The following is a 22884-nucleotide window of genomic DNA, read 5'->3' on the forward strand; positions in this document are numbered from 1 at the left end:
ATCAAGTCTTTCCGATCTCGTGGTTAGCCATCATCTCGAGCGCCTTCACCATGCCGGAATGATCCCACGCCTTGCCGCCATGCGCGGCGCAGGAGCTGAACAATTGCTGCGCGATCGCCGTGTTCGGCAGGGATATGCCGAGCGAGCGCGCGCCTTCGAGGGCGAGGTTGAGATCCTTCTGATGCAGTTCGATGCGGAAACCCGGATCGAAATTGCGCTTGATCATGCGCTCGCCATGCACCTCGAGAATCCGCGACGAGGCAAAGCCGCCCATCAGCGCCTGCCGCACGAGTGCGGGATCGGCGCCGGCGCGCGAGGCGAACAGCAAGGCTTCGCCGACCGCCTCGATCGTCAGCGCGACGATGATCTGGTTGGCGACCTTGGTGGTCTGGCCATCGCCATTGCCGCCGACCAGCGTGACGTTCTTGCCCATCTTGTCGAACACCGGCTTCATGGTGTTGAACGCGCGCTCGGGCCCACCCACCATGATGGTCAGGCTCGCGGCCTTGGCGCCGACCTCGCCGCCGGAAACCGGGGCATCGAGATAATCGGCGCCGAGCGCCTCGATCTTTTTGGCGAATTCTTTGGTCGCGAGCGGCGAGATCGAACTCATGTCGACCACGATCTGGCCTTTTGAAATCCCCTGGGCGACGCCGCCGTCAGCGAACAACACCGCTTCGACATGCGGCGTGTCCGGCACCATGATGATGACGACATCGGATTTTTCCGCGACCTCCTTGCCCGATTTGCAGGCCACGCCACCCTCAGCGACCAACTCAGGCGGGAGCGGCGCGACGTCGTGCAGGAACAGGCGATGGCCGGCAGTCTGGAGATGCTTCGCCATCGGGCGACCCATGGTGCCGAGGCCGATAAAGCCGATATCGATCATTTGGATTTTCCCTTGTTATTGACCAATCAGGTATCGAGCGTCAGGGCCGCGTGCCAGCCGAGGCCGTCGACGGTCGTCGTCCGCGGTTTATACTCGCATCCGACCCAGCCGCGATAGCCGATCGAATCGAGATGCCGGAACAGGAACGGATAATTGATTTCACCGGTGCCGGGCTCGTTGCGGCCCGGATTGTCGGCGAGCTGGACATGGGCGATGCGCGGCAGATGCTTCTGCAGGCTGCGCGCGATGTCACCTTCCATGATCTGCATGTGGTAGATGTCGTACTGCACGAACAAATTGCTCGATCGAACGTCTGAAATGAGCTGGATCGCCTGTTCGGTACCGTTGAGGAAAAAGTCGGGGATGTCGATCGTGTTGATCGGCTCGACCAGAAGCCTGATCCGTTCCCTGGCCAGCGCGTCGGCGGCAAACCGCAGATTGCCGATCAGCACCTCGTTCAGCTCGCGCGCATCGGCCCCACCAGGCGCGATGCCGACCAGGCAATTGAGCTGACGGCAATCCAGCGCCCTGGCGTAATCGATGGCGCGCGCGACGCCGTCGCGGAATTCCTCGACCCGGTCAGGAAAAATCGCGATGCCGCGCTCGCCCGCCGCCCAATTGCCGGCGGGGAGATTATGCAGCACCTGGGTTAGCCCGTGCTGCTGCAATTGCTCGCTGAGCTCGGCCTTGTCGAAATCATAGGGAAACAGATATTCGACGCCGCTGAAGCCGGCGGCCTTGGCCGCCGCAAAGCGATTTGGGAATGGCAGTTCGCCGAACAGCATGGTGAGGTTGGCGGCAAATTTGGGCATCGTCGATATCCCCCTTAAGCCGGCAACAATGTGCCGGATGTGCTCGACTTCGCCGGCGCATCGTCCAGCGGCAGATCGAGCACTTCCTCGAACTCGATGATGTTGTCGATCTCGGTGCCCATGGAAATGTTGGTGACGCGTTCGAGGATGAACTCGACCACCACAGGCACCTTGTGCTCCGCCATCCATTCGCGCGCGGTCGCGAACGCCGCCTGGGCGTCGTGCGGATCGGTGACGCGGATCGCCTTGCAGCCGAGGCCCTGCGCGACCGCGACGTGGTCGACGCCGTAAACGCCGAGCTCCGGCGCGTTGATGTTCTCGAACGACAACTGCACCTGATAATCCATCTCGAAGCCGCGCTGCGCCTGGCGGATCAGGCCGAGATAGGAATTGTTCACGACGACGTGGATGTAGGGCAGCTTGAACTGCGCGCCGACCGCGAGTTCCTCGATCAGAAACTGGAAGTCATAGTCGCCCGACAGCGCCACGATTTCACGGGTCGGATCGGCGGCGCGCACGCCAAGCGCCGCTGGCAATGTCCAGCCGAGCGGGCCGGCCTGCCCGGCATTGATCCAGTTGCGCGGACCGTAGACGCCGAGGAATTGCGCGCCGGCAATCTGCGACAGGCCGATCACGCTGACGTAACAGGTGTCGCGGCCGAACGCTTTGCTCATCTCCTCATAGACGCGCTGCGGCTTGATCGGGATGTCGTCAAAGCGGCTCCGGCGCAGCATGGTGCGCTTGCGATCCTGGCATGCGGCCGGCCAGGCCTGACGATCCCGGAGCTTGCCGTCCCTGCGCCATTCCTTGGCGACGGTGACGAATAGTTGCAGTGCCGCCTTGGCATCAGACACGATGCCGAAATCCGGATTGAAGACGCGGCCGATCTGCGTCGGCTCGATATCGACATGCACAAAGGTGCGGCCCTTGGTGTAGGTCTCGATCGAGCCGGTGTGGCGGTTGGCCCAGCGGTTGCCGATCCCGAGCACGAAGTCCGATTGCAGCATGGTGGCGTTGCCGTAGCGGTGGCTGGTCTGCAGCCCGACCATGCCCGCCATCAGCACGTGATCGTCGGGGATGGCGCCCCACCCCATCAGCGTCGGCACCACGGGAACGTTGACGACTTCCGCAAACGCCACCAGCAATTCGGACGCGTCGGCATTGATGACGCCGCCACCCGCCACGATCAGCGGCCGCTCCGCGGCATTGAGCATCGCGAGCGCTTTCTCGATCTGCTTGCGCGTGGCTGATGGTTTGTAGACCGGCAGCGGCTCATAGGTCTCGTCGTCGAACTCGATCTCGGCGAGTTGCACGTCGAGCGGCAGGTCGATCAGGACAGGCCCGGGACGGCCCGAGCGCATGATGTGAAACGCCTGGCTGAACACGCGCGGCACCAGCGCCGGCTCACGCACCGTCACCGCCCATTTCGTCACGGGTTTTGCGATCGACTCGATATCGACAGCCTGGAAGTCTTCCTTGTAGAGCCGCGCACGCGGCGCCTGCCCGGTGATGCACAGGATCGGGATCGAATCCGCGATCGCCGAATAAAGCCCGGTGATCATGTCGGTGCCGGCCGGACCCGAGGTGCCGATGCAGACGCCGATATTGCCGGCCTTGGCGCGGGTATAGCCTTCGGCCATGTGGGAGGCGCCCTCGACATGGCGCGCCAGGATGTGGCTGATCGAACCGCGCCGCTTCAGCGCCGAATAAAGCGGATTGATCGCCGCACCCGGCACGCCGAAGGCGGTCACCACGCCCTCTTTTTCGAGGATACGTACCGCGGCATCGATCGCTCGCATCTTCGCCATTTTGCACCTCGCTTGACCGTGTTGCTCTGGCGCGATCATCACGGCTGCCATATTCGATCTCAACGACATCGCTATTGTTTCCCGCGATGTGGAATGGATGGAGAAATGCACAGTGGATCAGATGGTTGGGGGAGATGCGCGGTGAAATCCCCACGCGCGTGTTGTCATCCCCGCGCATGCGGGGATCCAGTACGCCGCGGCTTCTCGATTCAATCATCAGCGTCTCTGGAATACTGGGTCGCCCGGTCAAGCCGGGCGATGACAGCTGGGTGTGTGTTCGCATTCTCGCGACGCATTGCGCCCGAGCTTTGCCAGAAACTTCCCGCCCTAAATACAGAGGGCGCAGGGAAGACCGGGTGCGCGCTGCACCCGCCCTTCTGAGTAGGACGGGATGGCCAAACATATGCACTTGATTTTCATTCTGGTAAACAGAAATATTTTTTATTTCAGGGCTTGACATCATTTCTGACAATCGGAACTGATTTGCCGCGGCTGCGCCAAGGCTACGCCGGGCGCAGCCGTCGGGCAAAAGGTGAGCATTTCTCGGTGCCCTGCGCCTCCTTGCCGTACGCTTCAATGCTGTCGAAATTGACGGGCGCAGGACGCAGCCACCTTCCACAAACCGCCAACTGCCGATACACTGCCCCGGCGCTACCTGGAGTGGAAAGGACGTACGATGACCGATGTCCCCGTCAACGCCGGTACCAAGTCAAGCAGCGTCGAACCAAGCCTTCACAGGGTCATGGGCCCCTGGCTGCTCCTCCTGTTTATCGTCGGCGACATTCTCGGAACCGGGATCTACGCGCTGACGGGCCAGGTCGCCAAGCAGGTAGGCGGGGTGGTCTGGCTGCCCTTCGTGGTGGCATTCGTGGTCGCGCTGGTGACCGCCTTCAGCTATCTCGAGCTGGTCACGAAATATCCGAAAGCGGCGGGCGCCGCCCTCTATACCCACAAGGCTTTCGGCATCCATTTCATCACGTTCATCGTTGCGTTTGCGGTGATGTGCTCGGGGATCACCTCGGCATCGACGGCTTCCCGGGCGTTCGCCGCGAACATGTCGCATGCGATGGGGCTCGGTCTGACCGGTTTTGGCATCACCGTCACGGGTCTTGCTTTCATGGCGGTCGTTGCCGCGGTCAATTTCCGCGGCGTCGGCGAAAGTGTGAAGGCCAACGTGGTGCTCACCTGCGTCGAGCTGACCGGCCTCTTGATCATTATCGTCATCGGCCTTTGGGCCATCGGCCTCGGCCAGGGCGACGTTTCGCGCGTGATGCAGTTCCGCTCCACCCCTGATGGCGGCATGTTCTGGCCGGTGATCGCGGCGACCACGCTCGCCTTCTTCGCCATGGTGGGCTTTGAAGATTCGGTCAACATGGCCGAGGAATGCAAGGATCCAACGCGTCACTTCCCAAAGGTGCTGCTCGCGGGCCTGGCGATTACCGGTGCCATCTATGTGCTGGTCTCGATTTCCGCGATCACGCTGGTGGCTCCCGAGCAATTGGGCGAAGGCGAGACTCCGCTTCTGCAAGTGGTTCAAAAAGGCGCGCCCAATTTCCCGCTCTGGATTTTCGGCTTCATCACCATGTTCGCGGTGGCGAACAGCGCGCTCATCAACATGCTGATGGCCAGCCGACTTGTGTACGGCATGAGCCGCGAGCATGTGCTGCCGCCCACCCTCGGCAAGGTGCACGCGACGCGGCGCACGCCCTATGTCGCCATCGGCTTCACGACGCTGCTGGCCTTCGGACTGATCACCTTCGTCGGCGGGGTGCCGGCGCTCGGAGGCACCACGGCGCTGCTTTTGTTGTGCGTGTTCACGGTGGTCAATGTTGCGGTGCTGGTGCTTCGGCGCGACCGTGTCGATCATCAGCATTTCCGCACGCCGACCATTCTCCCGATCCTGGGGGCGGTGTTCTGTGCTTTCCTGACCGGTCCCTGGACCGGCCGTGACCCCGTGCAGTACCGCGTCGCCGGCGTCCTGCTCGCAATCGGCGTCGTGCTCTGGTTCGTCACCATCATGGTCAATCGGGCAACCGGGGTGAGGCGAGCGGACCCGGATGCGGTAAATCTGGGTCGCGGTGGACCCGTCAACTGAGCGGGCGCGCCTTCGACGATTTGCGGATCCGGCCGCTGCGGCCGGAACCGGCTTCGCCGACCATGCCGAGCATTCACGGCTGGAAAGAAGGCATTCGCACACCTACATTGGCGGTGGCCAGATCGAAATGAAGGATGACCCGATGTCGGCGATGCCGGAAGTGAAATCCGCGGACCCAAGCATCGAGAAAACCGTGATCAGCACCATCGTGCTCGGCTTTGCGGCCGACCCAATGACGCGGTGGGTTTGGCCCGACGCGTCCGAATATCTCAGGGTGATGCCGCGATTCGTCAAAGCCTTTGGCGGCCGCGCATTCGACCACGGCACAGCCGACATCACCGAACACGCTCGCGCCGCCGCTTTATGGCTGCCGCCGGGCGTCGAGCCCGACGAAACGGCGATGGACGCGGCCATGGAAGGGGCGCTGCGAGCGGAGATCGCCGAGGATGTTGGCGCTGTGATGAAGGCCATGGCCGAGCATCATCCGCACGAGCCGCATTGGTACCTGCCCGTGATCGCCGCCGATCCGAAATGGATCGGGCAAGGGCTCGGCGCGCTATTGATGAAACACGCGCTTCGACGCTGCGACGAGCAGGGCACCGCCGCCTACCTCGAAAGCTCGAACCCGCGCAACATTTCCCTGTACGAACGCCACGGCTTCAAGATTATCGGCAGGATACAAAGCGGCGCTTCTCCCGCATTGACGCCAATGCTGCGGGCGCGGCGCTGAGCCCACAGTGCGGATTGGTTCAACGGATCCGCGTACACCCCGCACAGTTCGTGACGTGGATCACACCCTCGGCTGAGCGCCCGTTCTACCCTCCCCGGCACGGTGGATGAGGCGTCCATCGGTTGAGAGGAGATCAACGGATGCAAAACGATCACGAGTTGAACATCGACGAGTTGTCCGCGGTGTACGGAGGCATGGCTACGTCCAGGGACGGCTCGCTGCCCTATCCAAAACCTTCGCCGGTGGATCAGCTCATCAAGTGGATTCTCGGCATGTTCAAATGACAACGGTCCCGCGGAGCGGACTGAAGCAACAGTCCGCTCTGTGGCCCTCGGCCGGGCTTCACGGCGTCATCCCGTCGATCGCTGGTTGGGCTGCCGGTTGCGGCGGCCCATTTCCTGGTTTCCCCCACAACGCTTTTGCACATTCAGCGCGAACGTGATCACCGCCCCTGCCCACGGTGGCGCGGCAGCGTGCTAGCGTTGCTCCGGCACCGCCGGAAACTGTCGGAGGAAACCCTTGATGGGCAAGCGGATCAGTCGCTGCATCGAACTGCTCGAGCAGGATCAGGCGATCTATTATGACGGCCCGCACAGCGGCCATGTGCTGACCCATGCGCAGGGCCGCATCGATGCAGGGACCTGGGCCGACTACATGAATGTCGGCATGGAGCACGGCGCCTTCGATATGGCCGGCCTTGCCGAGTACATGCGCGGCATGGTCGATGCCGGGCCGACACGTTCGGGGCACCGCACGCCGACTGTCATCGTCGAGGCGCCGGTGAACGGCATCGACGCCGCGCATGTGCGTTACAACGCCTGGCAGTTCCGCCAGATCCTCGGCCGCGGCGTGCATGGCATCCTGCTGTGCCAGGCGGAAACCGCCGACGCGGTGCGGGCCTTCGTGGAATCCTGCCGCTATCCGCACTACACTGATGGCGTCGATCCCGAAATCCCCTCGCCGTTGGCACGGATGGCGGGAGCGATACGCGCAAGAGACGGCGGCACCGACGCCGCCGGCCGCAAGCTGCTCGGCATCGGCACGCGGGGGCGCGGATCGGAAACCACGGCGGCACCGGTGTGGGGCCTGTCGACCGAAGAATATATGGAACGCTGCGATACCTGGCCGCTCAATCCGAAAGGTGAACTGCTGCTGGGGGTGAAGCTGGAAAGCCCCGAAGGCGTCGCCAATTGCGAGGAGATCCTTGGCGTGCCCGGACTGGGATTTGCCGAGATCGGCCCGGGCGACCTCAGTCTTTCGCTCGGCTATCGCGAAATTCCTCGCGAACCCTTTCCGCGGGAAATGCAGGCGGCGCGCGACCGCATTCTGGCGGCCTGCCGCAACAACGGCGTCGCGTTCCTGCAAGGCTGCACGGCTGATAACATCACGGCACGGATTGACGAGGGCGTACGCGTGATCGCAGGTCATAGCGAGGCCGCCGCGATCAAGGGCCGGGCACACCAGAACCGAAAGTTGCCGGTGTAGCGCGTCGAGCGGATTGGAGCGGCGCCAGGATCACGCCGGAGGGCGGGCTTTCGGCAACGGCCCCATGCGGGCAAGCACCTCGTTCGGCACCCCGTAGAGCTTGATCACGTGGTCGATCTTGTTGAGACCGCAGGCCTCGCGCTGCACGACGAAGAGCCAGAGCGCATATCCCGCCTGTTCGACGAGACCATCGCGGATTTTTCGATCGGTGTCGGCGGTCCGCGGACATGCGGCAAGCGCCGTCAGCGCGGCCTCGAGCCGCCGTCCAAGCCGTCCGAGCGCTGACGCCCTCTCCTCGGCGATCTCGTATTGGAGCGTTGCGAATCCGGATTGAAGTAAATTCAACGCCATAGCGGCGCGCTCCGAAAGATGGCCTGCCAACTAGCTCTTATAATATTGGCCGGTACGGGGCCGTTCAAGACAGGCGCGCCCCTAATCCTCGTTCGCCTTGAACCGGCCCAGCCCCTGCATCACGAACGGCGCCACCAGCGCGATCAGCGCGATGCCGAGCAGCGTCGCCGACATCGGGCTTTGCAGCAGCGCCATGGGATCGCCGAGGCTGATCGACATCGCGCGGCGCAACTGGCTTTCGGCGATCGGCCCCAAGATGAGACCGACCACGACAGGCGCGATCGGAAAATCGAACCGGCGCATCAGGAAGCCCATCACGCCAAAGCCCGCCAGCATCGACAGTTCGACCACCGACGGTTTTGCTGCGATGGTGCCGGTGGTCGCAAACACCAGAATGCCGGCGTAAAGCCACGGCTGCGGAATCGCGAGCAGTTTCACCCACAGGCCGACCAGCGGCAGGTTGAGCACCAGCAGCATGACGTTGGCGATGAACAGGCTGGCGATCAGGCCCCACACCAGATCGGGCCGCTCCGCGAACAGCAGCGGTCCCGGGTTCAGGCCGTATTGCTGAAAGCCCGCCAGCATCATCGCGGCGGTAGCCGAGGTCGGAAGCCCCAGCGTCAAGAGCGGCACGAGGGTGCCGGCGGCGGATGCGTTGTTGGCGGCTTCCGGCCCGGCGACGCCTTCGATCGCGCCCTTGCCGAATTCCTCGGGGTGTTTCGACAGCCTCTTTTCAGTTGAATAAGACAGAAAGGTTGGAATCTCCGCGCCGCCGGCGGGCAGCGCGCCGATCGGAAAACCGAACATGGTGCCGCGCAGCCACGGTTTCCACGACCGTTGCCAGTCCTCTTTGGTCATCCATAGCGAGCCGCGCACCGGCTCGAGCTTTTCTTCGGAGTGATGACGGCGCGAGACGACGTAGAGCGCCTCCCCCACCGCGAACAGGCCAACCGCCAGAGTCGTCACTTCGACGCCGTCGAGCAGTTCGGGGATGCCGAAGGCGAGCCGGGGCTGGCCGGTGAGCTTGTCGATGCCGACGAGCCCGAGCGTCAGCCCGATGAACAGGCTGGTCAGTCCGCGGATCGGCGAACTTCCGAAGGTTGCCGACACTGTGACGAAAGCCACGCACATCAACGCAAAATAATCTTCCGGCCCGAAGTGCACCGCAAAGTCGACCAGCCAAGGCGCCAGAAAGGCGAGACCAATGGTGGCGATGGTGCCGGCGACAAACGAGCCGATTGCGGCGGTCGCCAGTGCAGGCCCGCCGCGGCCGGCCTTGGCCATCTTGTTGCCCTCCAGCGCGGTCGCCATCGATGCGCTCTCGCCGGGCGTGTTGATGAGGATGGCGGTGGTGGATCCGCCATACATGCCGCCATAATAGATGCCGGCGAACATGATCAGCGAACCGCCGGGATCGAGCTTGTAGGTCACCGGCAGCAGCAAGGCGACGGTGAGCGCAGGCCCTATGCCGGGCAACACGCCAACCGCGGTGCCGAGCAGCACGCCGATCAACGCATAGAGCATGTTCATGGGCTGGATAGCGACAGCCATGCCGTTAGCGAGTGCGACGAAGGCGTCCATCAAAAAAGCCTTTCCAGCGGGCCGGCGGGAAGGCTCAACGTCAGCAGGCGACTGAAGGCGACATAGATCAGGGTGGTCATTACGAAGCCGATGGCGAGATCGGCGAGAATGGCGCGCCGCCCGAAGGCCGTCGCCGTGGCGACGAACAATGCCGTGGTCGCCGGGATAAAGCCGCCGCCAAGACCGATGATGGCGATCAGCAGCGCCAACCCGCCGAGAATCAGCCACACCGCTTTGGTATCAGCACTCTCGCGTGCCGGCAGATTGCCGCGCAGCGCCTCGACCAGATTGCCGATCGCGAGAATGCCGAGCCCCACGGCGATGACAACAGGCATCACGTGAGGCCCCATGCCGTAGGGATTGTTGGATTGCAGCTGGCTCGCGTCCCACACCAGCACCGCGGCCAACGCCGCGAGCGCGAGCGCAATGACAACGCCCGCGGAGTCGATGCGCCGCGGCGCCGAACCCTGCGACCCGCTATCCGACGTCATGATTTGACGAGGCCGACCGACTTCAGCACGTCGGTAACGCGCACCGTTTCCTTCTTCAGGAAATCCGCGAACGCGTCGCCGGAAAGATAGGCGTCATCCCAGCCCTTCTGCTTGAGAACCTCTTTCCAGGCGTCGGACTTGACCATCTTCTCCACCGCATCGCTCAGCGTCTTCTTCTGTTCCGCCGTGATGCCGGGAGGCGCCATCACCGCGCGCCAGTTGGCCAGCACGAGGTCGATGCCCTGCTCCTTGAAGGTCGGAATATCGCTTCCGGGAAGACGCTTTTCCGAGGTCACGCCGATCGCACGCAGTTTGCCGGACTTGATCTGACCGTCATATTCGCTCATTCCCGAAATGCCCGCGGTGACCTTCCCGCCAAGGATGGCCGCCAGCGACTCGCCACCTCCGGAAAACGGAATGTAGTTGACCTTCTTGGCGTCGGCGCCGACGGCGCCCGCGAACAATGCAGCCATCACATGGTCGACGCCGCCGGCCGAGCCGCCGGCAAAGGTGACCTTGGCGATATCGGCCTTGAGCGCGGCGGCCAGATCCTGCGCCGTCTTGATCGGCGAACTCGCCGGCACGACGATGACCTGGATCTCCTCGGTGAGGCGCGCAATCGGCGTCACCTGCTCGAGCGTGACCGGCGATTTGTTCATGGCGAGCGCGCCGACCATGACGAAGCCGTTCACCATCATCTGGTTACCGTCGCCCTTGGCGCCGTTGACGAACTGCGCGATGCCGACGCTGCCGCCCGCACCGGCAACATTGGTGACCTGGACGCTGCGCGCGATACCGGCCGCGACAAGCGCCTGCTGCATCGCCCGGGCGGTCTGATCCCACCCGCCGCCGGGCGCTGCGGGCGCCATCACCTTGAGTTCGAGCTGCTGCGACAGCGCCGGGCTGGCTGCCGCGAGCGTCAGCGCGACCGCCGCGCCGATGAGGCGCGTATAAAACGGGATCATGGGAGTTCCTCCAGGCTGATGCGGATGGCTACGCATTTGCCGCATCGTGTCATTTCGTCGCATATCAGCCGGAAAAGCCGCCGCTGTCCAGACGGACTGTTCGCCGTCGTGATGTTCCGCAGCGAAAACGTGGGGCGGTATTGTCTGCGACCGGCCAAGACATCCGGCGGCGTTTTCGCCAAAACTTCCGCTGCTCAGGCCGGTTTCGCCACCGGCATCACGCCCCCGAGCGCCAGCGTCAGTTCGGCCGCCACCTCGCGCACGGTCTGGCCCAGCGACGGCAGGCGATCGTCGGTGAGCCGGCTGGTCATGCCGGACACCGAGATTGCGGCCAGCGGCTCGCTGCAATCGTTGTAGACCGCGGCGGCGATGCAGCGCAGGCCCATGCAGGCTTCCTCGTCGTCGATGGCAAAACCCTGGCGGCGGACTTTTTCGAGCTCCTTGAACAGATCGCTCGGCCGCACGATCGACTTTTCGGTCAGGCGCGGCATGCCGTGATGGCGGATGATCGCGTTGACGTCCTCGTCGGACCAAGTCGCGAGCACGGCCTTGCCGACGCCGGACGCTACCATCGCGACGCGGCCGCCGACTTGTGTGAGTGACCGCATGATCTCGCGGCTTTCCATCCGCGTCAGCACGACGATGAACTCGTCATCGACGACGGCCAGATTGGCGGTCTCGCGCGTCAGGTCGCGCAATCTGCGCAAGTAAGGCACGGCCTGCGCGGAAAAATTGCGGCGCCGGGCAAAGGTCGCGCCGACCGTAAAGGCGCGCGCGCCGACATGCCATTTCGATTCGGTGCGGTCGAACTGCACGAAGCGCCGGCTTTCCAGCGTCGACAGCAGCCGGTGCACGGTCGAGGTCGACAGCCCGGTGCGGATCGCAAGATCGCTCAGGCGATAGCCCTCGTCGTCTTCGGCAAGCGTTTCGATGATCGAGAGCGCGCGATCGACGGACTGCACGCCGCCGTCCCTCTGTTCGGCCTCACTGTCCGGGCCTGATTTCGGCTCGAGTGGTTTGCGCCGGATCACGTTTCGCTTCATCGCGACCTGCATCCATCCGTAACGTCAGACTGCTAGCGCGTCGGTCGGCAAGTTCCGTAGGCTTCGTTCGTCAAATAGAAATGCCGCTTCGGCGAACCGAAGCGGCATGGATCGTTGCTCTCAGAGCAGGCCCGCGCCGCGCGCCCACTTATACTTGGCGCCCAGCACTTCGACCGGCAGTTCGGTCGAGTACGCATAGGCCGGGATGCCGTTCTGGTAGAGATATTCGGCGGCCTCCTCGACTTCGACATCGCCGGCGAGCGAGGCGACGATCGGCTTCACAAAGCCCTTGGCCTCCATCTCCTTCTTCACCTCGACCATGTTGCGGGCGAACACCATCGGCGGCGTGACGATGGTGTGCCAGTAGCCGAGGATCAGCGAGTGAATGCGCTCATCCGACAGGCCGAGCTTCACCGTGTTGATGTAGGTGATCGGCGGTTCGCCGCCGGTGATATCTACAGGATTTCCTGCCGCGCCGAACGGCGGGATGAATTTGCGGAACGCCGCGTCGAGATCCGGCGGCATCGCCATCAGCGACAGACCATTATCCACACAGGAGTCCGACAGCAGCACGCCGGAGCCGCCGGCGCCGGTGATGATGAGTACGTTTTCGCCCTTCGGCGTCGGCAAGACAGGCATGCCGCGCGCGAATTCGAGCAGTTGGCGCAGACTGCGCGCGCGGATCACGCCGGATTGCTTGAAGACGTCCTCATAGATCTTGTCGTTGCCGGCGAGCGCGCCGGTGTGCGACGACGCGGCCTTGGCGCCGGCCGAGGTGCGGCCCGCCTTGAGCACCACGACCGGCTTCTTCTTGGAGACGCGCTTGGCGGCATCCGCAAAGGCGCGGCCGTCCTTCAGGTCTTCGCAGTGCTGGGCGATCAAATTGGTGTTGGGGTCCTGTTCGAAGAAGGCGAGCAGATCATCCTCGTCGATGTCGGACTTGTTGCCGAGACCGACGATCGCCGAGACGCCCATTTTCGCCGAGCGCGAAAAGCCGATGATCGCCATGCCGATGCCGCCGGACTGCGACGACAGCGCCGCATGGCCCTTGACGTCGTAAGCGGTGCAGAACGTGGCGCAGAGGTTCGACCAGGTATAGTAGAAGCCGTAGATGTTCGGCCCCATCAGGCGGACGTTGTACTTCTTGCCGACCTCGACGATTTCAGCCTGCAACTCGGGTGCGCCGGCTTCGGCAAAGCCCGACGGAATCAGCACCGCGCCCGGAATTTTCTTCTCGCCGCATTCGACCAATGCGCCGGCGACGAACTTTGCCGGGATCGCGAACACCGCGGTGTCGATCACGCCGGGAACGTCCTTGACGCTCTTGTAGGCCTTGTAACCCAGGATCTCGGCGGCCTTCGGATGGATCGGATAGATATCGCCTTTATATCCGCCGTTGATCAGGTTCTTCATCACCGAGTTGCCGATCTTGCCGTCCTCGGCGGAAGCGCCGATCACGGCGACCGCCTTCGGCTGCATGATGCGGTTCATCGCGGTGACGATTTCTTCGGTCGGGCGCGGCGCCGGACGCGGCTTGTAGTCGAAGTCGACGACGATACGCACGTCGGCGGCAATAGCGTCGTTCTTGGTGGCGAATACCGGGTTGAGATCGAGTTCGACGATTTCGGGGAAGTCGCTGACGAGCTGCGACACTTTGACGATGACTGCGGCCAGCGCCTCGCGGTTGACCGGATCGCCGCCGCGCACGCCCTTCAGCATCTCATTGGCCTGGATGCCGTCGAGCATCGACAGCGCGTCGTCCTTGGTGGCGGGCGCCAGGCGGAAGGTGATGTCTTTCAAAACTTCGACCAGTACGCCGCCGAGGCCGAAGGCCACCAGCTTGCCGAACGATCCATCGGTGATGGAGCCGACGATGACCTCGGTGCCGCCGGCCAGCATCTGCTGAACCTGGATGCCCTCGATCTTGGCGTCCGCCTTGTACTTCTTGGCGTTGGCGAGAATGGTCTCGTAGTTCTTTTCCGCGTCGGCAGCCGACTTGACGCCGACCATGACGCCGCCGGCCTCGGTCTTGTGGAGAATGTCCGGCGAGACGATCTTCATCACGACCGGGAAACCCATGTCGGACGCGAGCTTGGCAGCCTCGGCCGCGGATTTGGCCACGCCCTCCTTCGGAACCGGAATTCCGTAGGCATCGCAGACCAGTTTGCCCTCCGGGGCCGTCAGGCTGGTGCGCTTATCGGCCTTCACCGCATCGAGAACTTTGCGGACCGCATCTTTGGGATTCGACATGGACTTCCTCCTGGGGCATATTTTATGGCATTTGGTATGCCAGCGACGAGATTGTCAAGCGGTCCGGTGACCTGGAAACGCTGAAAACACGGGCAACTTGACATCCTGGTATTTGGTATGCCAAAAATATTATGGCAATTCCCTGCTACAACACGTCTCCCACTGGAGGAGACGAATCGTGCCCGCACGCAAACAACCCAAGGCGACGCCTGCAATGGCTGAAGCAGATATCGCAATCGTCCGGATTGCACCTGAGACGAGCTTCAAGAACAAGGCCTATGAGGCCTTGAAGGAAGCTATTCTCAAGATGGATATCTATGCGACGCCCGAGCAGGTGATGCTCGATGAACGCGCGTTGTCCGAACGCCTCGGCGTCAGCCGCACCCCAATTCGCGAAGCCATCGCGATGCTGGAACAGGACGGTTTCGTCAAAACCGTGCCACGCCGCGGCATCGTCGTGGTCCGCCGCACCAAGACCGAGATCGTCGACATGATCCGCGCCTGGGCGGCGCTCGAGAGCATGGCCGCGCGCTTGATCACCACCACCGCGCGCAAGAAAGACATCACGGCGCTGCGCGATTTCTTCAAGGACTTCGGCAAGGACCGCCTGCCGCAGGACCATGTCGAGGAATATTCCAAGGCCAATATCGCCTTCCACCAGGCGCTGATCTCGCTGTCGGAATCGCCGGTGCTGGTCGATATGACCAACGACATCCTGCTGCATGTGCGCGGCTACCGGCAATTGACGATCGGCCGCACCGATCGAACCGCGACCTCGCTGCCCGAGCATCTGGCCATCATCGAAGCGCTGGAAGCGCGCGACACTGAACTTGCCGAAAAGCGCGCACGCGATCACACGCTGGGCCTCGCCGCCTATGTCGAAGCGCACGGTCAGGAACTGTTTAGTTAGAGAATTGTCCAGTTAGACCAACTTCACAGCAGAAGACGATCAACTCGTCCGAACCACACACGATCAGGGAGAAAGTGGAATGTCCGTAACCGCAGCCAAGAGCATCGATACCAATCAAGCCGAGCGTGAGCTTACCGACGGCTTTAATCTCATGATCGATGCGCTGAAGCTCAACGGCCTTACCACGATCTACGGCGTGCCCGGCATTCCGATCACGGATTTCGGCCGCATGGCGCAGGCCGCGGGCATTCGCGTGATCTCGTTCCGCCACGAACAGAATGCCGGCAATGCCGCCTCTATCGCCGGCTACCTGACCAAGAAGCCCGGCGTCTGCCTCACGGTTTCGGCGCCCGGCTTCCTCAACGGCCTCACCGCCCTCGCCCACGCCACCACCAACTGCTTCCCGATGATCCTGATCTCCGGTTCGTCCGAGCGCGAGATCGTCGACCTGCAGCAGGGCGACTATGAAGAGATGGATCAGCTCGCGATCGCAAAGCCGCTGTGCAAGGCGGCGTTCCGCGTGTTGCATGCCCAGGACATCGGCATTGGCCTGGCACGCGCGATCCGCGCCGCGGTCTCGGGCCGTCCGGGCGGTGTCTATCTCGATCTGCCCGCGAAATTGTTCGGTCAGGTGATGGATGCCGAGGCCGGACAGAAGTCGCTGGTGAAGGTGATCGACGCCGCTCCGGCGCAGATCCCCGCCCCGTCAGCGGTGAAACGCGCGCTCGACGTTCTCAAGGGCGCAAAGCGTCCGCTGATCATCCTCGGCAAGGGTGCGGCCTACGCGCAAGCCGATGATGAGATCAAGAGCTTCGTCGAGAAGAGCGGCATTCCGTTCCTGCCCATGAGTATGGCCAAGGGACTGTTGCCCGACACCCATCCGCAGTGCGCGGGTGCGGCGCGCTCGACCGTTCTGAAAGACGCCGACGTCGTGATGCTGATCGGTGCGCGTCTCAACTGGCTGTTGTCGCACGGCAAGGGCAAGTCCTGGGGCGAAGCGCCGAAGAAGTTCATCCAGATCGACATCGAGCCGAAGGAAATGGACTCCAACGTCGAGATCGTCGCCCCCGTAGTCGGCGACATCGGCTCCTGCGTCTCTGCGCTGCTCGAAGGCATGGGCGCGAACTGGGCGGCGGCGCCTTCCGACTGGACCGGCGCGGTGACCAAGAAGCGCGAAGAGAACGTCGCCAAGATGGCGCCGCGGCTGATGAACAACAACTCGCCGATGGATTATCACGGCGCGCTCGGCGTGCTCCGAACCATCATCAAGGAACGGCCCGACGCCATCCTCGTCAATGAAGGCGCCAACACGCTCGATCTCGCCCGCGGCGTCATCGACATGTACCAGCCGCGCAAGCGCATCGACGTCGGCACCTGGGGGGTGATGGGCATCGGCATGGGCTATTGCATCGCCGCCGCGATCGAAACCGGCAAGCCGGTGCTCGCGGTCGAGGGCGACTCGGCGTTCGGTTTCTCCGGCATGGAGGTCGAGACCATCTGTCGCTACAACCTGCCGGTCTGCATCGTGATCTTCAACAATGACGGCATCTATCGCGGCACCGATGTGAACTCGGTCGGCTCCGATCCGGCGCCCACGGTGTTCGTCAAGGGCTCGCGCTACGACAAGATGATGGAAGCGTTCGGCGGTGTCGGCGTCCACGCCACCTCGCCGGATGAACTGAAGCGCGCGGTCAACGCCGCGATGGATTCCGGCAAGCCGACGCTGATCAACGCGGTGATCGATCCCGCGGCCGGCTCCGAGAGCGGCCGCATCGGCAACCTCAATCCGCAAAGCGTGCTGAAGAAGAAATAATCCGATTTCCACCAATCCATCCTGCGCGTTGCAGGGCATACAGAGTACGGAGCAAGCAATATGACAAAGGCGCTCGAGGGCGTTCGCATTCTCGATTTCACCCACGTTCAGTCGGGTCCGACCTGCACGCAGTTGCTGGCCTGGTTCGGCGCCGACGTGATCAAGGTCGAGCGTCCCGGCGTCGGCGACATCACGCGCGGCCAGCTGCAGGACATTCCCAATGTGGACAGCCTGTATTTCACCATGCTGAACCACAACAAGCGCTCGATCACGCTCGACACCAAGAACCCGAAGGGCAAGGAAGTCCTGACCGCGCTGATCAAGAGCTGCGACGTGCTGGTGGAGAATTTCGGCCCCGGCGTGCTCGATCGCATGGGTTTCCCCTGGGAGAAGATCCACGCCATCAACCCGAAGATGATCGTGGCCTCGATCAAGGGCTTTGGCCCCGGACCTTACGAAGACTGCAAGGTGTATGAGAACGTCGCGCAGTGCACCGGCGGTGCGGCGTCGACCACCGGCTTCCGCGACGGCTTGCCGCTGGTCACCGGCGCGCAGATCGGCGACAGCGGTACCGGCCTGCATCTGGCACTCGGCATCGTCACCGCGCTCTATCAGCGCACCGTCACCGGCCAGGGCCAGAAGGTCACCGCCGCGATGCAGGACGGCGTGCTCAACCTCGCGCGCGTAAAACTGCGCGACCAGCAGCGCCTCGCCCATGGCCCGCTGAAGGAATACAGCCAGTTCGGCGAAGGCATTCCGTTCGGCGACGCGGTGCCGCGCGCCGGCAACGACTCCGGCGGCGGCCAGCCCGGCCGTATCCTCAAGTGCAAGGGCTGGGAGACCGATCCCAACGCCTACATCTATTTCATCACCCAGGCGCCGGTGTGGGAGAAGATTTGCGACGTGATCGGCGAGCCGAGCTGGAAGACCCACGCCGATTACGCCAAGCCGCCTGCCCGGCTGTCGCGGTTGAATGAGATCTTCGCCCGCATCGAGCAGTGGACGATGACGAAGACAAAATTCGAGGCGATGGAAATCCTCAACAAGGACGACATCCCCTGCGGCCCGATCCTGTCGATGAAGGAGATCATCGAGGACCAGTCGCTGCGCGCGACCGGCACCGTGGTCGAGGTCGATCACCCGACCCGCGGCAAGTATTTTTCGGTCGGCAATCCGATCAAGATGTCGGACAGCCCGAGCGAGGTGACGCGCTCGCCGCTGCTCGGCGAGCACACCGACGAGATCCTGCGCCAGGTGCTCGGCTTCAGCGATCACCAGGTGGCCGAGATCCACGACTCCGGCGCGCTCGATCCGCCGCGCAAGCAGGCGGCCGAATAAGCCGCCCTTTCCTTCCGAAAAAAACCAAGGCCGCCGGTTTCCGGCGGCCTTTTCGTTATTCGGAACCTCGATACGTCATTCATGTTGCGATGCAGAAGCCTGATTGCTGCTATGCAAATAAATGCGTTGTTTCTGGCATCTGGTATACATAAATGCGGTGGAGATGACGAAGCGGAGCCGCTCCGCGAAAGAGAAAAGGGGACCAAATGTCCAAGACCGCCTCCATCGGCCTCATGCCCTCCAACACATTCTTCGGCCGCCTAATGGCCTCCATCGACCGCCTGCTGACCGCGAGCTCCGGCATCGCCATTCGCAACGGCGACCTCCCCCGTTTCGGTCTCTGAGCCGCTAAGGCGCAGTATTGACTGCATTTTCAGGTTCGACCACTTCAAGTTTCCTCCCAGACTAAAGGCCCCGGTTTTCCGGGGCCTCTTTTTTGACGCCTTATCTGGCGCCCCCGTAAGCATTCCGGGTCAAGGCTCCAACTGCGACAAATCGCCCGAGCTATGCTTTGGCGTCACTATTCGTTTGCAGTATTGGCATATCGCATACCAATATGTCTCCCAAGCGTTCCGGCCCAACAACGAACGGAGGCGACAGGAGGATGGCGGCAGGCGCTACGGCGCCAAGGCAGCGACATACGCAGGCGGTGCCGCGGTTCGCAGTTCACACTTATCCGAAAGACGCGGATGCTGCGCCGAGAGGTCAGGCCTACAATTCAGTTTCGCCTGCAACCCTGACCTGCAATGCCATCTGACCAAACCTCGTGAGATAACCGAACAAGTGGGGAAATCCGGGCTGGATCAGAAGTGTTGAGTTAAGAGTTGAGTTAAAGACAAAGCCGGCAAAGAACGGCGCTTTTAAATTTTACGGGGAGTACGCCAAATGAAGCATTCTGTCTTGCATACCGCGTTAGCCGCGATTGCCATCTTCGGCGCGGGCAATATGTCCGCCTCCGCCGCATGGGAGCCGGTTCGCCCGGTCGAGTTCATCGTACCCGCCGGCACCGGCGGCGGCGCCGACCAGATGGCCCGCACCATCCAGGGCATCGTGACAAAACACAGCCTGATGAAGCAGCCGATGGTCGTCATCAACAAGTCAGGTGGCGCCGGCGGCGAAGGCTTTCTCGACGTCAAGGGTTCGGGAAACAATCCCCACAAGATCATCATCACCCTGTCCAACCTGTTCACGACACCGCTTGCGACAGGCATCCCCTTCAACTGGAAGGACATGACGCCGGTCGCGATGCTGGCGCTCGACGAGTTCGTGCTGTGGGTCAACGCCGAGAAGCCCTATACCACCGTCAAGGACTACGTCGCTGCCGTGAAGCAGGCGCCTGCCGGCGGCATGAAGATGGGCGGCACCGGATCGAAGCAGGAAGACCAGATCATCACGGTCGCGCTCGAGAAGGCTATCGGCACCAAATTCACCTACATTCCCTACAAGGGCGGCGGAGAGGTCGCGGTCCAACTGGTCGGCAACCACGTCGATTCAACGGTCAACAATCCGATCGAGGCAGTGGCGCAATGGCGCGGCGGCAAACTTCGTCCGCTCTGCGTGTTCGACGGCAAGCAGATGACCTATGACGAAGTCGTCGCGGACGGCAAAGGCTGGAAGGATATTCCGACCTGCAAGTCGCAGGGCCTCGACATCGAATACCTGATGCTGCGCGGCATCTTCATGTCGCCCAAAGCCACCAAGGACCAGGTCGAATATTACGTCGAGCTGTTCAAGAAGGTGCGGGCTACGCCGGAGTGGCAGGACTTCATGAAGAGCGGTGCCTTCAACACCACCTTCCTGACCGGGGCTGAATACGCCAAATGGGTCGAGACGGAAGAGAAGCGCCACGAAGCCTTGATGAAAGAGGCCGGTTTCCTCGCTGCTCCCTGAAACCGAGCTTAGTCACGTCGCGTACGCCGGCCAATGCGCAGCGCATAAAGCGCTGCGAACCCAGAACCGTGATTCCGGATGGAGTTTGAATGACCACGAATAGCCCGCACGCCGGCCCGACCCACAAGGCCGTGGAAGCCGGCGTTACGCTGCTGATCGCGTTGTTCGGCGCGATCGTCGTCTACGGCAGCCTGAAGGCCGGAATCAATTGGGGCGCGGAGGGACCGCGCGCCGGTTTCTTCCCGTTCTACATCGGGATCTTCATTATCGCCTCCAGTGCGATCAATCTCTGGAACGGGCTGCGTGACGGAGACGACGCGCTGTTTGCGGAATGGGGACAGCTGCGCCAGGTCCTGAGCGTCGTCATACCGACCGCGATCTATGTCGGCGTGATGCCGTTCAGCGGCCTCTATCTCGCTTCCATCATCTTCATCGGCTGGTTCATGCGATGGCTCGGCAAGTACAGCTGGCCCATTGTCGCTGCCGTGGCGCTCGGCATGCCGATCGCTACCTACCTGATTTTCGAACGCTGGTTTCTGGTTCCGCTGCCCAAGGGACCGATCGAGGAATGGCTTGGTCTCTAGAGCATGATCCGGAAAAGTGGATACCGGTTTTCCGAAAAGATCATGCTCAAATAAAAGCAGAAATCCCGTGTCGTTGGAATTGTCATTTCATTAGCTCACGCTAGCAGGACTTGAAGCATGGAAGAACTCGTCAATCTTTTTCACGGCTTTGCGGTCGCCCTGCAGCCATTCAACATCATGGTGATGATCCTGGGCATCGTGCTCGGCGTCATCATCGGCGTGCTGCCGGGATTGGGCGGCGCCAACGGCGTCGCGATCCTGCTGCCGCTGACCTTCAGCATGCCGCCGACATCGGCGATCATCATGCTGTCCTGCATCTACTGGGGCGCGTTGTTCGGCGGCGCCATCACATCCATCCTGTTCAACATACCCGGTGAACCCTGGTCGGTGGCGACCACGTTCGACGGCTATCCGATGGCGCAGAAGGGCAAGGCCGGCGAAGCGCTGACCGCCGCCTTCACCTCCTCGTTCGTCGGCGCGCTGTTCGCCGTCGTCATGATCACGCTGGTCGCGCCGCTGGTCGCAAGTTTTGCGTTACGCTTCGGTCCAGCGGAAAAATTCGCGGTCTACTTCCTGGCGTTCTGCAGTTTCGTCGGCTTGAGTAAAGAGCCGCCATTCAAGACCATCGCCGCGATGATGATCGGCTTTGCGCTGGCGGCCGTCGGCCTCGATTCCATCACCGGACAATTGCGGCTGACATTTGGTTCAACCGAGTTGCTCAACGGCTTCGACTTCCTGATCGCCGTCATCGGCCTGTTCGGCATCGGCGAGATCCTGCTGACCATGGAAGAGGGTTTGGCCTTCCGCGGCGGCAAGGCGAAGATCGACCTGCGCGTCGTCCTGCAGACCTGGAAGGAAATGCCGAAGTACTGGGTGACGTCGCTGCGATCCTGCCTGATCGGCTGCTGGATGGGCGTGACGCCCGCAGGTGCCACGCCGGCGTCGTTCATGAGTTACGGCATCGCCAAGCGGGTCTCCAAGAACGGCAAGAATTTCGGCAAGGGCGAGATCGAGGGCGTGGTCGCGCCGGAGACCGCGGCGCATGCGGCCGGTACCGCGGCATTGCTGCCGATGCTTTCGCTCGGCGTGCCGGGATCGCCGACCGCGGCCGTGCTGCTCGGCGGCCTCCTGATCTGGGGCCTGCAGCCCGGCCCGATGCTGTTCGTCGAGCAGAAGGAGTTCGTCTGGGGTCTGATCGCCTCGATGTATCTCGGCAATCTCGTCGGCCTGATCGTCGTGCTGACCTGCGTGCCGATCTTCGCCGCCATCCTGCGCGTGCCATTCAGCATCATTGCGCCGCTCATTCTGGTGCTGTGCGCGATCGGCGCCTATTCGGTCCACAGCTCGACCTTCGACGTCGTGCTGATGCTGGTGTTCGGCGTGGTCGGCTATCTCCTGAAGAAGTGCAACTATCCCCTCGCCCCGCTCGTGCTTGCCATCGTGCTCGGCGACAAGGCGGAGGAAGCCTTCCGGCAATCGCTGCTGGGCTCGCAAGGTTCGCTCGGCGTGTTCTTCTCGAACTCGCTGGTCGGCACGATCATGGTGCTTGGACTGATCGCGCTGTTCTGGTCCGCGATCCAGGAAGGCTATAGCCGCTTGCGTCCCCATTCGGTCGCCTGAAGGCTAAAAATACCAGACACAAAAATTTTCTGACCCTTCAAAGCCGCCGGATCGCCACGCGATCCGGCGGTTAAGTCTTTTTATATGCAGCATTTTCTAAAAGGAGTGAGGAAAGAAACATCCACGAAAAAATCGACTAGCCTGCGACATCTCGTCAACATTTCTCTTGCCTACTGGCATATCGTATACCAATCTCCTCCTCAGAGCTGTCGGGCGATAGAACAGCGCA

Annotated in this window: 20 protein-coding genes; 11 read left to right on the forward strand and 9 right to left on the reverse strand. The window is 62.5% G+C overall.

Features of this window, described 5'->3' with window-relative positions:
* Position 1: 1 nt before the first annotated feature.
* Genes JQ574_RS01835 through gcl form a run of 3 tightly spaced genes read right to left on the reverse strand, consistent with a single transcriptional unit; the run spans position 2 to position 3509 of the window.
* A complete protein-coding gene (locus tag JQ574_RS01835; protein WP_212205610.1) occupies positions 2 to 889 on the reverse strand; it encodes a 2-hydroxy-3-oxopropionate reductase in 888 nt (295 codons plus the stop codon).
* Positions 890 to 915: 26 nt separating this feature from the next.
* Complete coding sequence (gene hyi / locus JQ574_RS01840; RefSeq protein ID WP_212205608.1) at positions 916 to 1701, reverse strand: hydroxypyruvate isomerase; 786 nt, start codon at positions 1699 to 1701, stop codon at positions 916 to 918.
* A gap of 14 nt (positions 1702 to 1715) precedes the next feature.
* Complete coding sequence (gene gcl, locus JQ574_RS01845) at positions 1716 to 3509, reverse strand: glyoxylate carboligase (RefSeq protein WP_212205606.1); 1794 nt, start codon at positions 3507 to 3509, stop codon at positions 1716 to 1718.
* A gap of 676 nt (positions 3510 to 4185) precedes the next feature.
* Between gcl and JQ574_RS01850 the strand changes: the two genes are divergently transcribed.
* The 4 genes from JQ574_RS01850 (at position 4186) to JQ574_RS01865 (ending at position 7819) form a co-directional block, all read left to right on the forward strand.
* A complete protein-coding gene (locus JQ574_RS01850) occupies positions 4186 to 5604 on the forward strand; it encodes an APC family permease (protein ID WP_249119020.1) in 1419 nt (472 codons plus the stop codon).
* Entirely contained in the window at positions 5588 to 6334 is a 747-nt protein-coding gene (locus JQ574_RS01855; RefSeq protein WP_409363372.1) for a GNAT family N-acetyltransferase, read from the forward strand. Before JQ574_RS01850 ends, JQ574_RS01855 begins: the two co-directional genes overlap by 17 nt.
* 140 nt (positions 6335 to 6474) lie before the next feature.
* The gene (locus JQ574_RS01860) at positions 6475 to 6618 is read left to right on the forward strand and encodes a bacteriocin (RefSeq protein WP_212205604.1); all 144 of its coding nucleotides are present in this window, start codon (positions 6475 to 6477) and stop codon (positions 6616 to 6618) included.
* Between the two features lie 238 nt (positions 6619 to 6856).
* Positions 6857 to 7819: an aldolase/citrate lyase family protein gene (locus JQ574_RS01865; protein ID WP_212205602.1), complete on the forward strand. Its 963-nt coding sequence runs from the start codon at positions 6857 to 6859 to the stop codon at positions 7817 to 7819.
* A gap of 30 nt (positions 7820 to 7849) precedes the next feature.
* On the opposite strand, the gene JQ574_RS01870 is transcribed toward JQ574_RS01865, so the two are convergent.
* From JQ574_RS01870 to JQ574_RS01895, 6 genes are all read right to left on the reverse strand, one after another.
* The gene (locus JQ574_RS01870; protein WP_212205600.1) at positions 7850 to 8170 is read right to left on the reverse strand and encodes a DUF6665 family protein; all 321 of its coding nucleotides are present in this window, start codon (positions 8168 to 8170) and stop codon (positions 7850 to 7852) included.
* A gap of 81 nt (positions 8171 to 8251) precedes the next feature.
* The gene (locus JQ574_RS01875) at positions 8252 to 9751 is read right to left on the reverse strand and encodes a tripartite tricarboxylate transporter permease (protein WP_212035298.1); all 1500 of its coding nucleotides are present in this window, start codon (positions 9749 to 9751) and stop codon (positions 8252 to 8254) included.
* Positions 9751 to 10242 carry a tripartite tricarboxylate transporter TctB family protein gene (locus tag JQ574_RS01880; RefSeq protein WP_212205598.1) on the reverse strand — a complete coding sequence of 164 codons (492 nt, stop codon included), beginning with the start codon at positions 10240 to 10242 and terminating at the stop codon, positions 9751 to 9753. Before JQ574_RS01880 ends, JQ574_RS01875 begins: the two co-directional genes overlap by 1 nt.
* A complete protein-coding gene (locus JQ574_RS01885) occupies positions 10239 to 11207 on the reverse strand; it encodes a tripartite tricarboxylate transporter substrate binding protein (RefSeq protein ID WP_212205596.1) in 969 nt (322 codons plus the stop codon). Before JQ574_RS01885 ends, JQ574_RS01880 begins: the two co-directional genes overlap by 4 nt.
* Positions 11208 to 11401: 194 nt before the next feature.
* Entirely contained in the window at positions 11402 to 12250 is an 849-nt protein-coding gene (locus tag JQ574_RS01890; protein WP_212205594.1) for an IclR family transcriptional regulator, read from the reverse strand.
* Positions 12251 to 12370: 120 nt separating this feature from the next.
* On the reverse strand, positions 12371 to 14500 hold the full coding sequence (locus JQ574_RS01895) for an acetate--CoA ligase family protein (RefSeq protein ID WP_212205592.1): 2130 nt from the start codon (positions 14498 to 14500) through the stop codon (positions 12371 to 12373).
* 214 nt (positions 14501 to 14714) lie between these two features.
* Here JQ574_RS01895 and JQ574_RS01900 point away from each other — a divergent pair, with 214 nt between their 5' ends.
* From JQ574_RS01900 to JQ574_RS01930, 7 genes are all read left to right on the forward strand, one after another.
* Positions 14715 to 15410, forward strand: coding sequence for a GntR family transcriptional regulator (locus JQ574_RS01900; protein ID WP_212205936.1), 696 nt, complete (start codon positions 14715 to 14717; stop codon positions 15408 to 15410).
* 79 nt (positions 15411 to 15489) lie between these two features.
* Positions 15490 to 17223 carry an oxalyl-CoA decarboxylase gene (oxc, locus tag JQ574_RS01905; RefSeq protein WP_212205590.1) on the forward strand — a complete coding sequence of 578 codons (1734 nt, stop codon included), beginning with the start codon at positions 15490 to 15492 and terminating at the stop codon, positions 17221 to 17223.
* Positions 17224 to 17283: 60 nt separating this feature from the next.
* Complete coding sequence (gene frc / locus JQ574_RS01910) at positions 17284 to 18561, forward strand: formyl-CoA transferase (RefSeq protein WP_212205580.1); 1278 nt, start codon at positions 17284 to 17286, stop codon at positions 18559 to 18561.
* Between the two features lie 206 nt (positions 18562 to 18767).
* Positions 18768 to 18905: a hypothetical protein gene (locus JQ574_RS01915; protein ID WP_212205572.1), complete on the forward strand. Its 138-nt coding sequence runs from the start codon at positions 18768 to 18770 to the stop codon at positions 18903 to 18905.
* Between the two features lie 541 nt (positions 18906 to 19446).
* Complete coding sequence (locus JQ574_RS01920) at positions 19447 to 20451, forward strand: tripartite tricarboxylate transporter substrate binding protein (RefSeq protein ID WP_212205570.1); 1005 nt, start codon at positions 19447 to 19449, stop codon at positions 20449 to 20451.
* A gap of 89 nt (positions 20452 to 20540) precedes the next feature.
* Positions 20541 to 21035, forward strand: a complete 495-nt coding sequence (locus JQ574_RS01925; RefSeq protein WP_212205568.1) for a tripartite tricarboxylate transporter TctB family protein — start codon at positions 20541 to 20543, stop codon at positions 21033 to 21035.
* 117 nt (positions 21036 to 21152) lie between these two features.
* Positions 21153 to 22655 carry a tripartite tricarboxylate transporter permease gene (locus JQ574_RS01930; protein ID WP_212002217.1) on the forward strand — a complete coding sequence of 501 codons (1503 nt, stop codon included), beginning with the start codon at positions 21153 to 21155 and terminating at the stop codon, positions 22653 to 22655.
* Positions 22656 to 22884 lie beyond the last annotated feature (229 nt).

Origin of the sequence: Bradyrhizobium sp. AUGA SZCCT0158 (assembly GCF_018130065.1) — a bacterium.
Taxonomy (GTDB): Bacteria; Pseudomonadota; Alphaproteobacteria; order Rhizobiales; family Xanthobacteraceae; genus Bradyrhizobium.

Coding starts and splice junctions, on each gene's coding strand:
- gcl (WP_212205606.1), bottom strand. CDS start 3,509: ATGGCGAAGATGCGAGCGATCGATGCCGCGGTACGTATCCTCGAAAAA.
- JQ574_RS01925 (WP_212205568.1), top strand. CDS start 20,541: ATGACCACGAATAGCCCGCACGCCGGCCCGACCCACAAGGCCGTGGAA.
- JQ574_RS01920 (WP_212205570.1), top strand. CDS start 19,447: ATGAAGCATTCTGTCTTGCATACCGCGTTAGCCGCGATTGCCATCTTC.
- JQ574_RS01870 (WP_212205600.1), bottom strand. CDS start 8,170: ATGGCGTTGAATTTACTTCAATCCGGATTCGCAACGCTCCAATACGAG.
- JQ574_RS01915 (WP_212205572.1), top strand. CDS start 18,768: ATGTCCAAGACCGCCTCCATCGGCCTCATGCCCTCCAACACATTCTTC.
- JQ574_RS01865 (WP_212205602.1), top strand. CDS start 6,857: ATGGGCAAGCGGATCAGTCGCTGCATCGAACTGCTCGAGCAGGATCAG.
- JQ574_RS01900 (WP_212205936.1), top strand. CDS start 14,715: ATGGCTGAAGCAGATATCGCAATCGTCCGGATTGCACCTGAGACGAGC.
- JQ574_RS01850 (WP_249119020.1), top strand. CDS start 4,186: ATGACCGATGTCCCCGTCAACGCCGGTACCAAGTCAAGCAGCGTCGAA.
- JQ574_RS01875 (WP_212035298.1), bottom strand. CDS start 9,751: ATGGACGCCTTCGTCGCACTCGCTAACGGCATGGCTGTCGCTATCCAG.
- JQ574_RS01880 (WP_212205598.1), bottom strand. CDS start 10,242: ATGACGTCGGATAGCGGGTCGCAGGGTTCGGCGCCGCGGCGCATCGAC.
- JQ574_RS01930 (WP_212002217.1), top strand. CDS start 21,153: ATGGAAGAACTCGTCAATCTTTTTCACGGCTTTGCGGTCGCCCTGCAG.
- JQ574_RS01895 (WP_212205592.1), bottom strand. CDS start 14,500: ATGTCGAATCCCAAAGATGCGGTCCGCAAAGTTCTCGATGCGGTGAAG.
- JQ574_RS01835 (WP_212205610.1), bottom strand. CDS start 889: ATGATCGATATCGGCTTTATCGGCCTCGGCACCATGGGTCGCCCGATG.
- hyi (WP_212205608.1), bottom strand. CDS start 1,701: ATGCCCAAATTTGCCGCCAACCTCACCATGCTGTTCGGCGAACTGCCA.
- JQ574_RS01890 (WP_212205594.1), bottom strand. CDS start 12,250: ATGAAGCGAAACGTGATCCGGCGCAAACCACTCGAGCCGAAATCAGGC.
- oxc (WP_212205590.1), top strand. CDS start 15,490: ATGTCCGTAACCGCAGCCAAGAGCATCGATACCAATCAAGCCGAGCGT.
- frc (WP_212205580.1), top strand. CDS start 17,284: ATGACAAAGGCGCTCGAGGGCGTTCGCATTCTCGATTTCACCCACGTT.
- JQ574_RS01885 (WP_212205596.1), bottom strand. CDS start 11,207: ATGATCCCGTTTTATACGCGCCTCATCGGCGCGGCGGTCGCGCTGACG.
- JQ574_RS01860 (WP_212205604.1), top strand. CDS start 6,475: ATGCAAAACGATCACGAGTTGAACATCGACGAGTTGTCCGCGGTGTAC.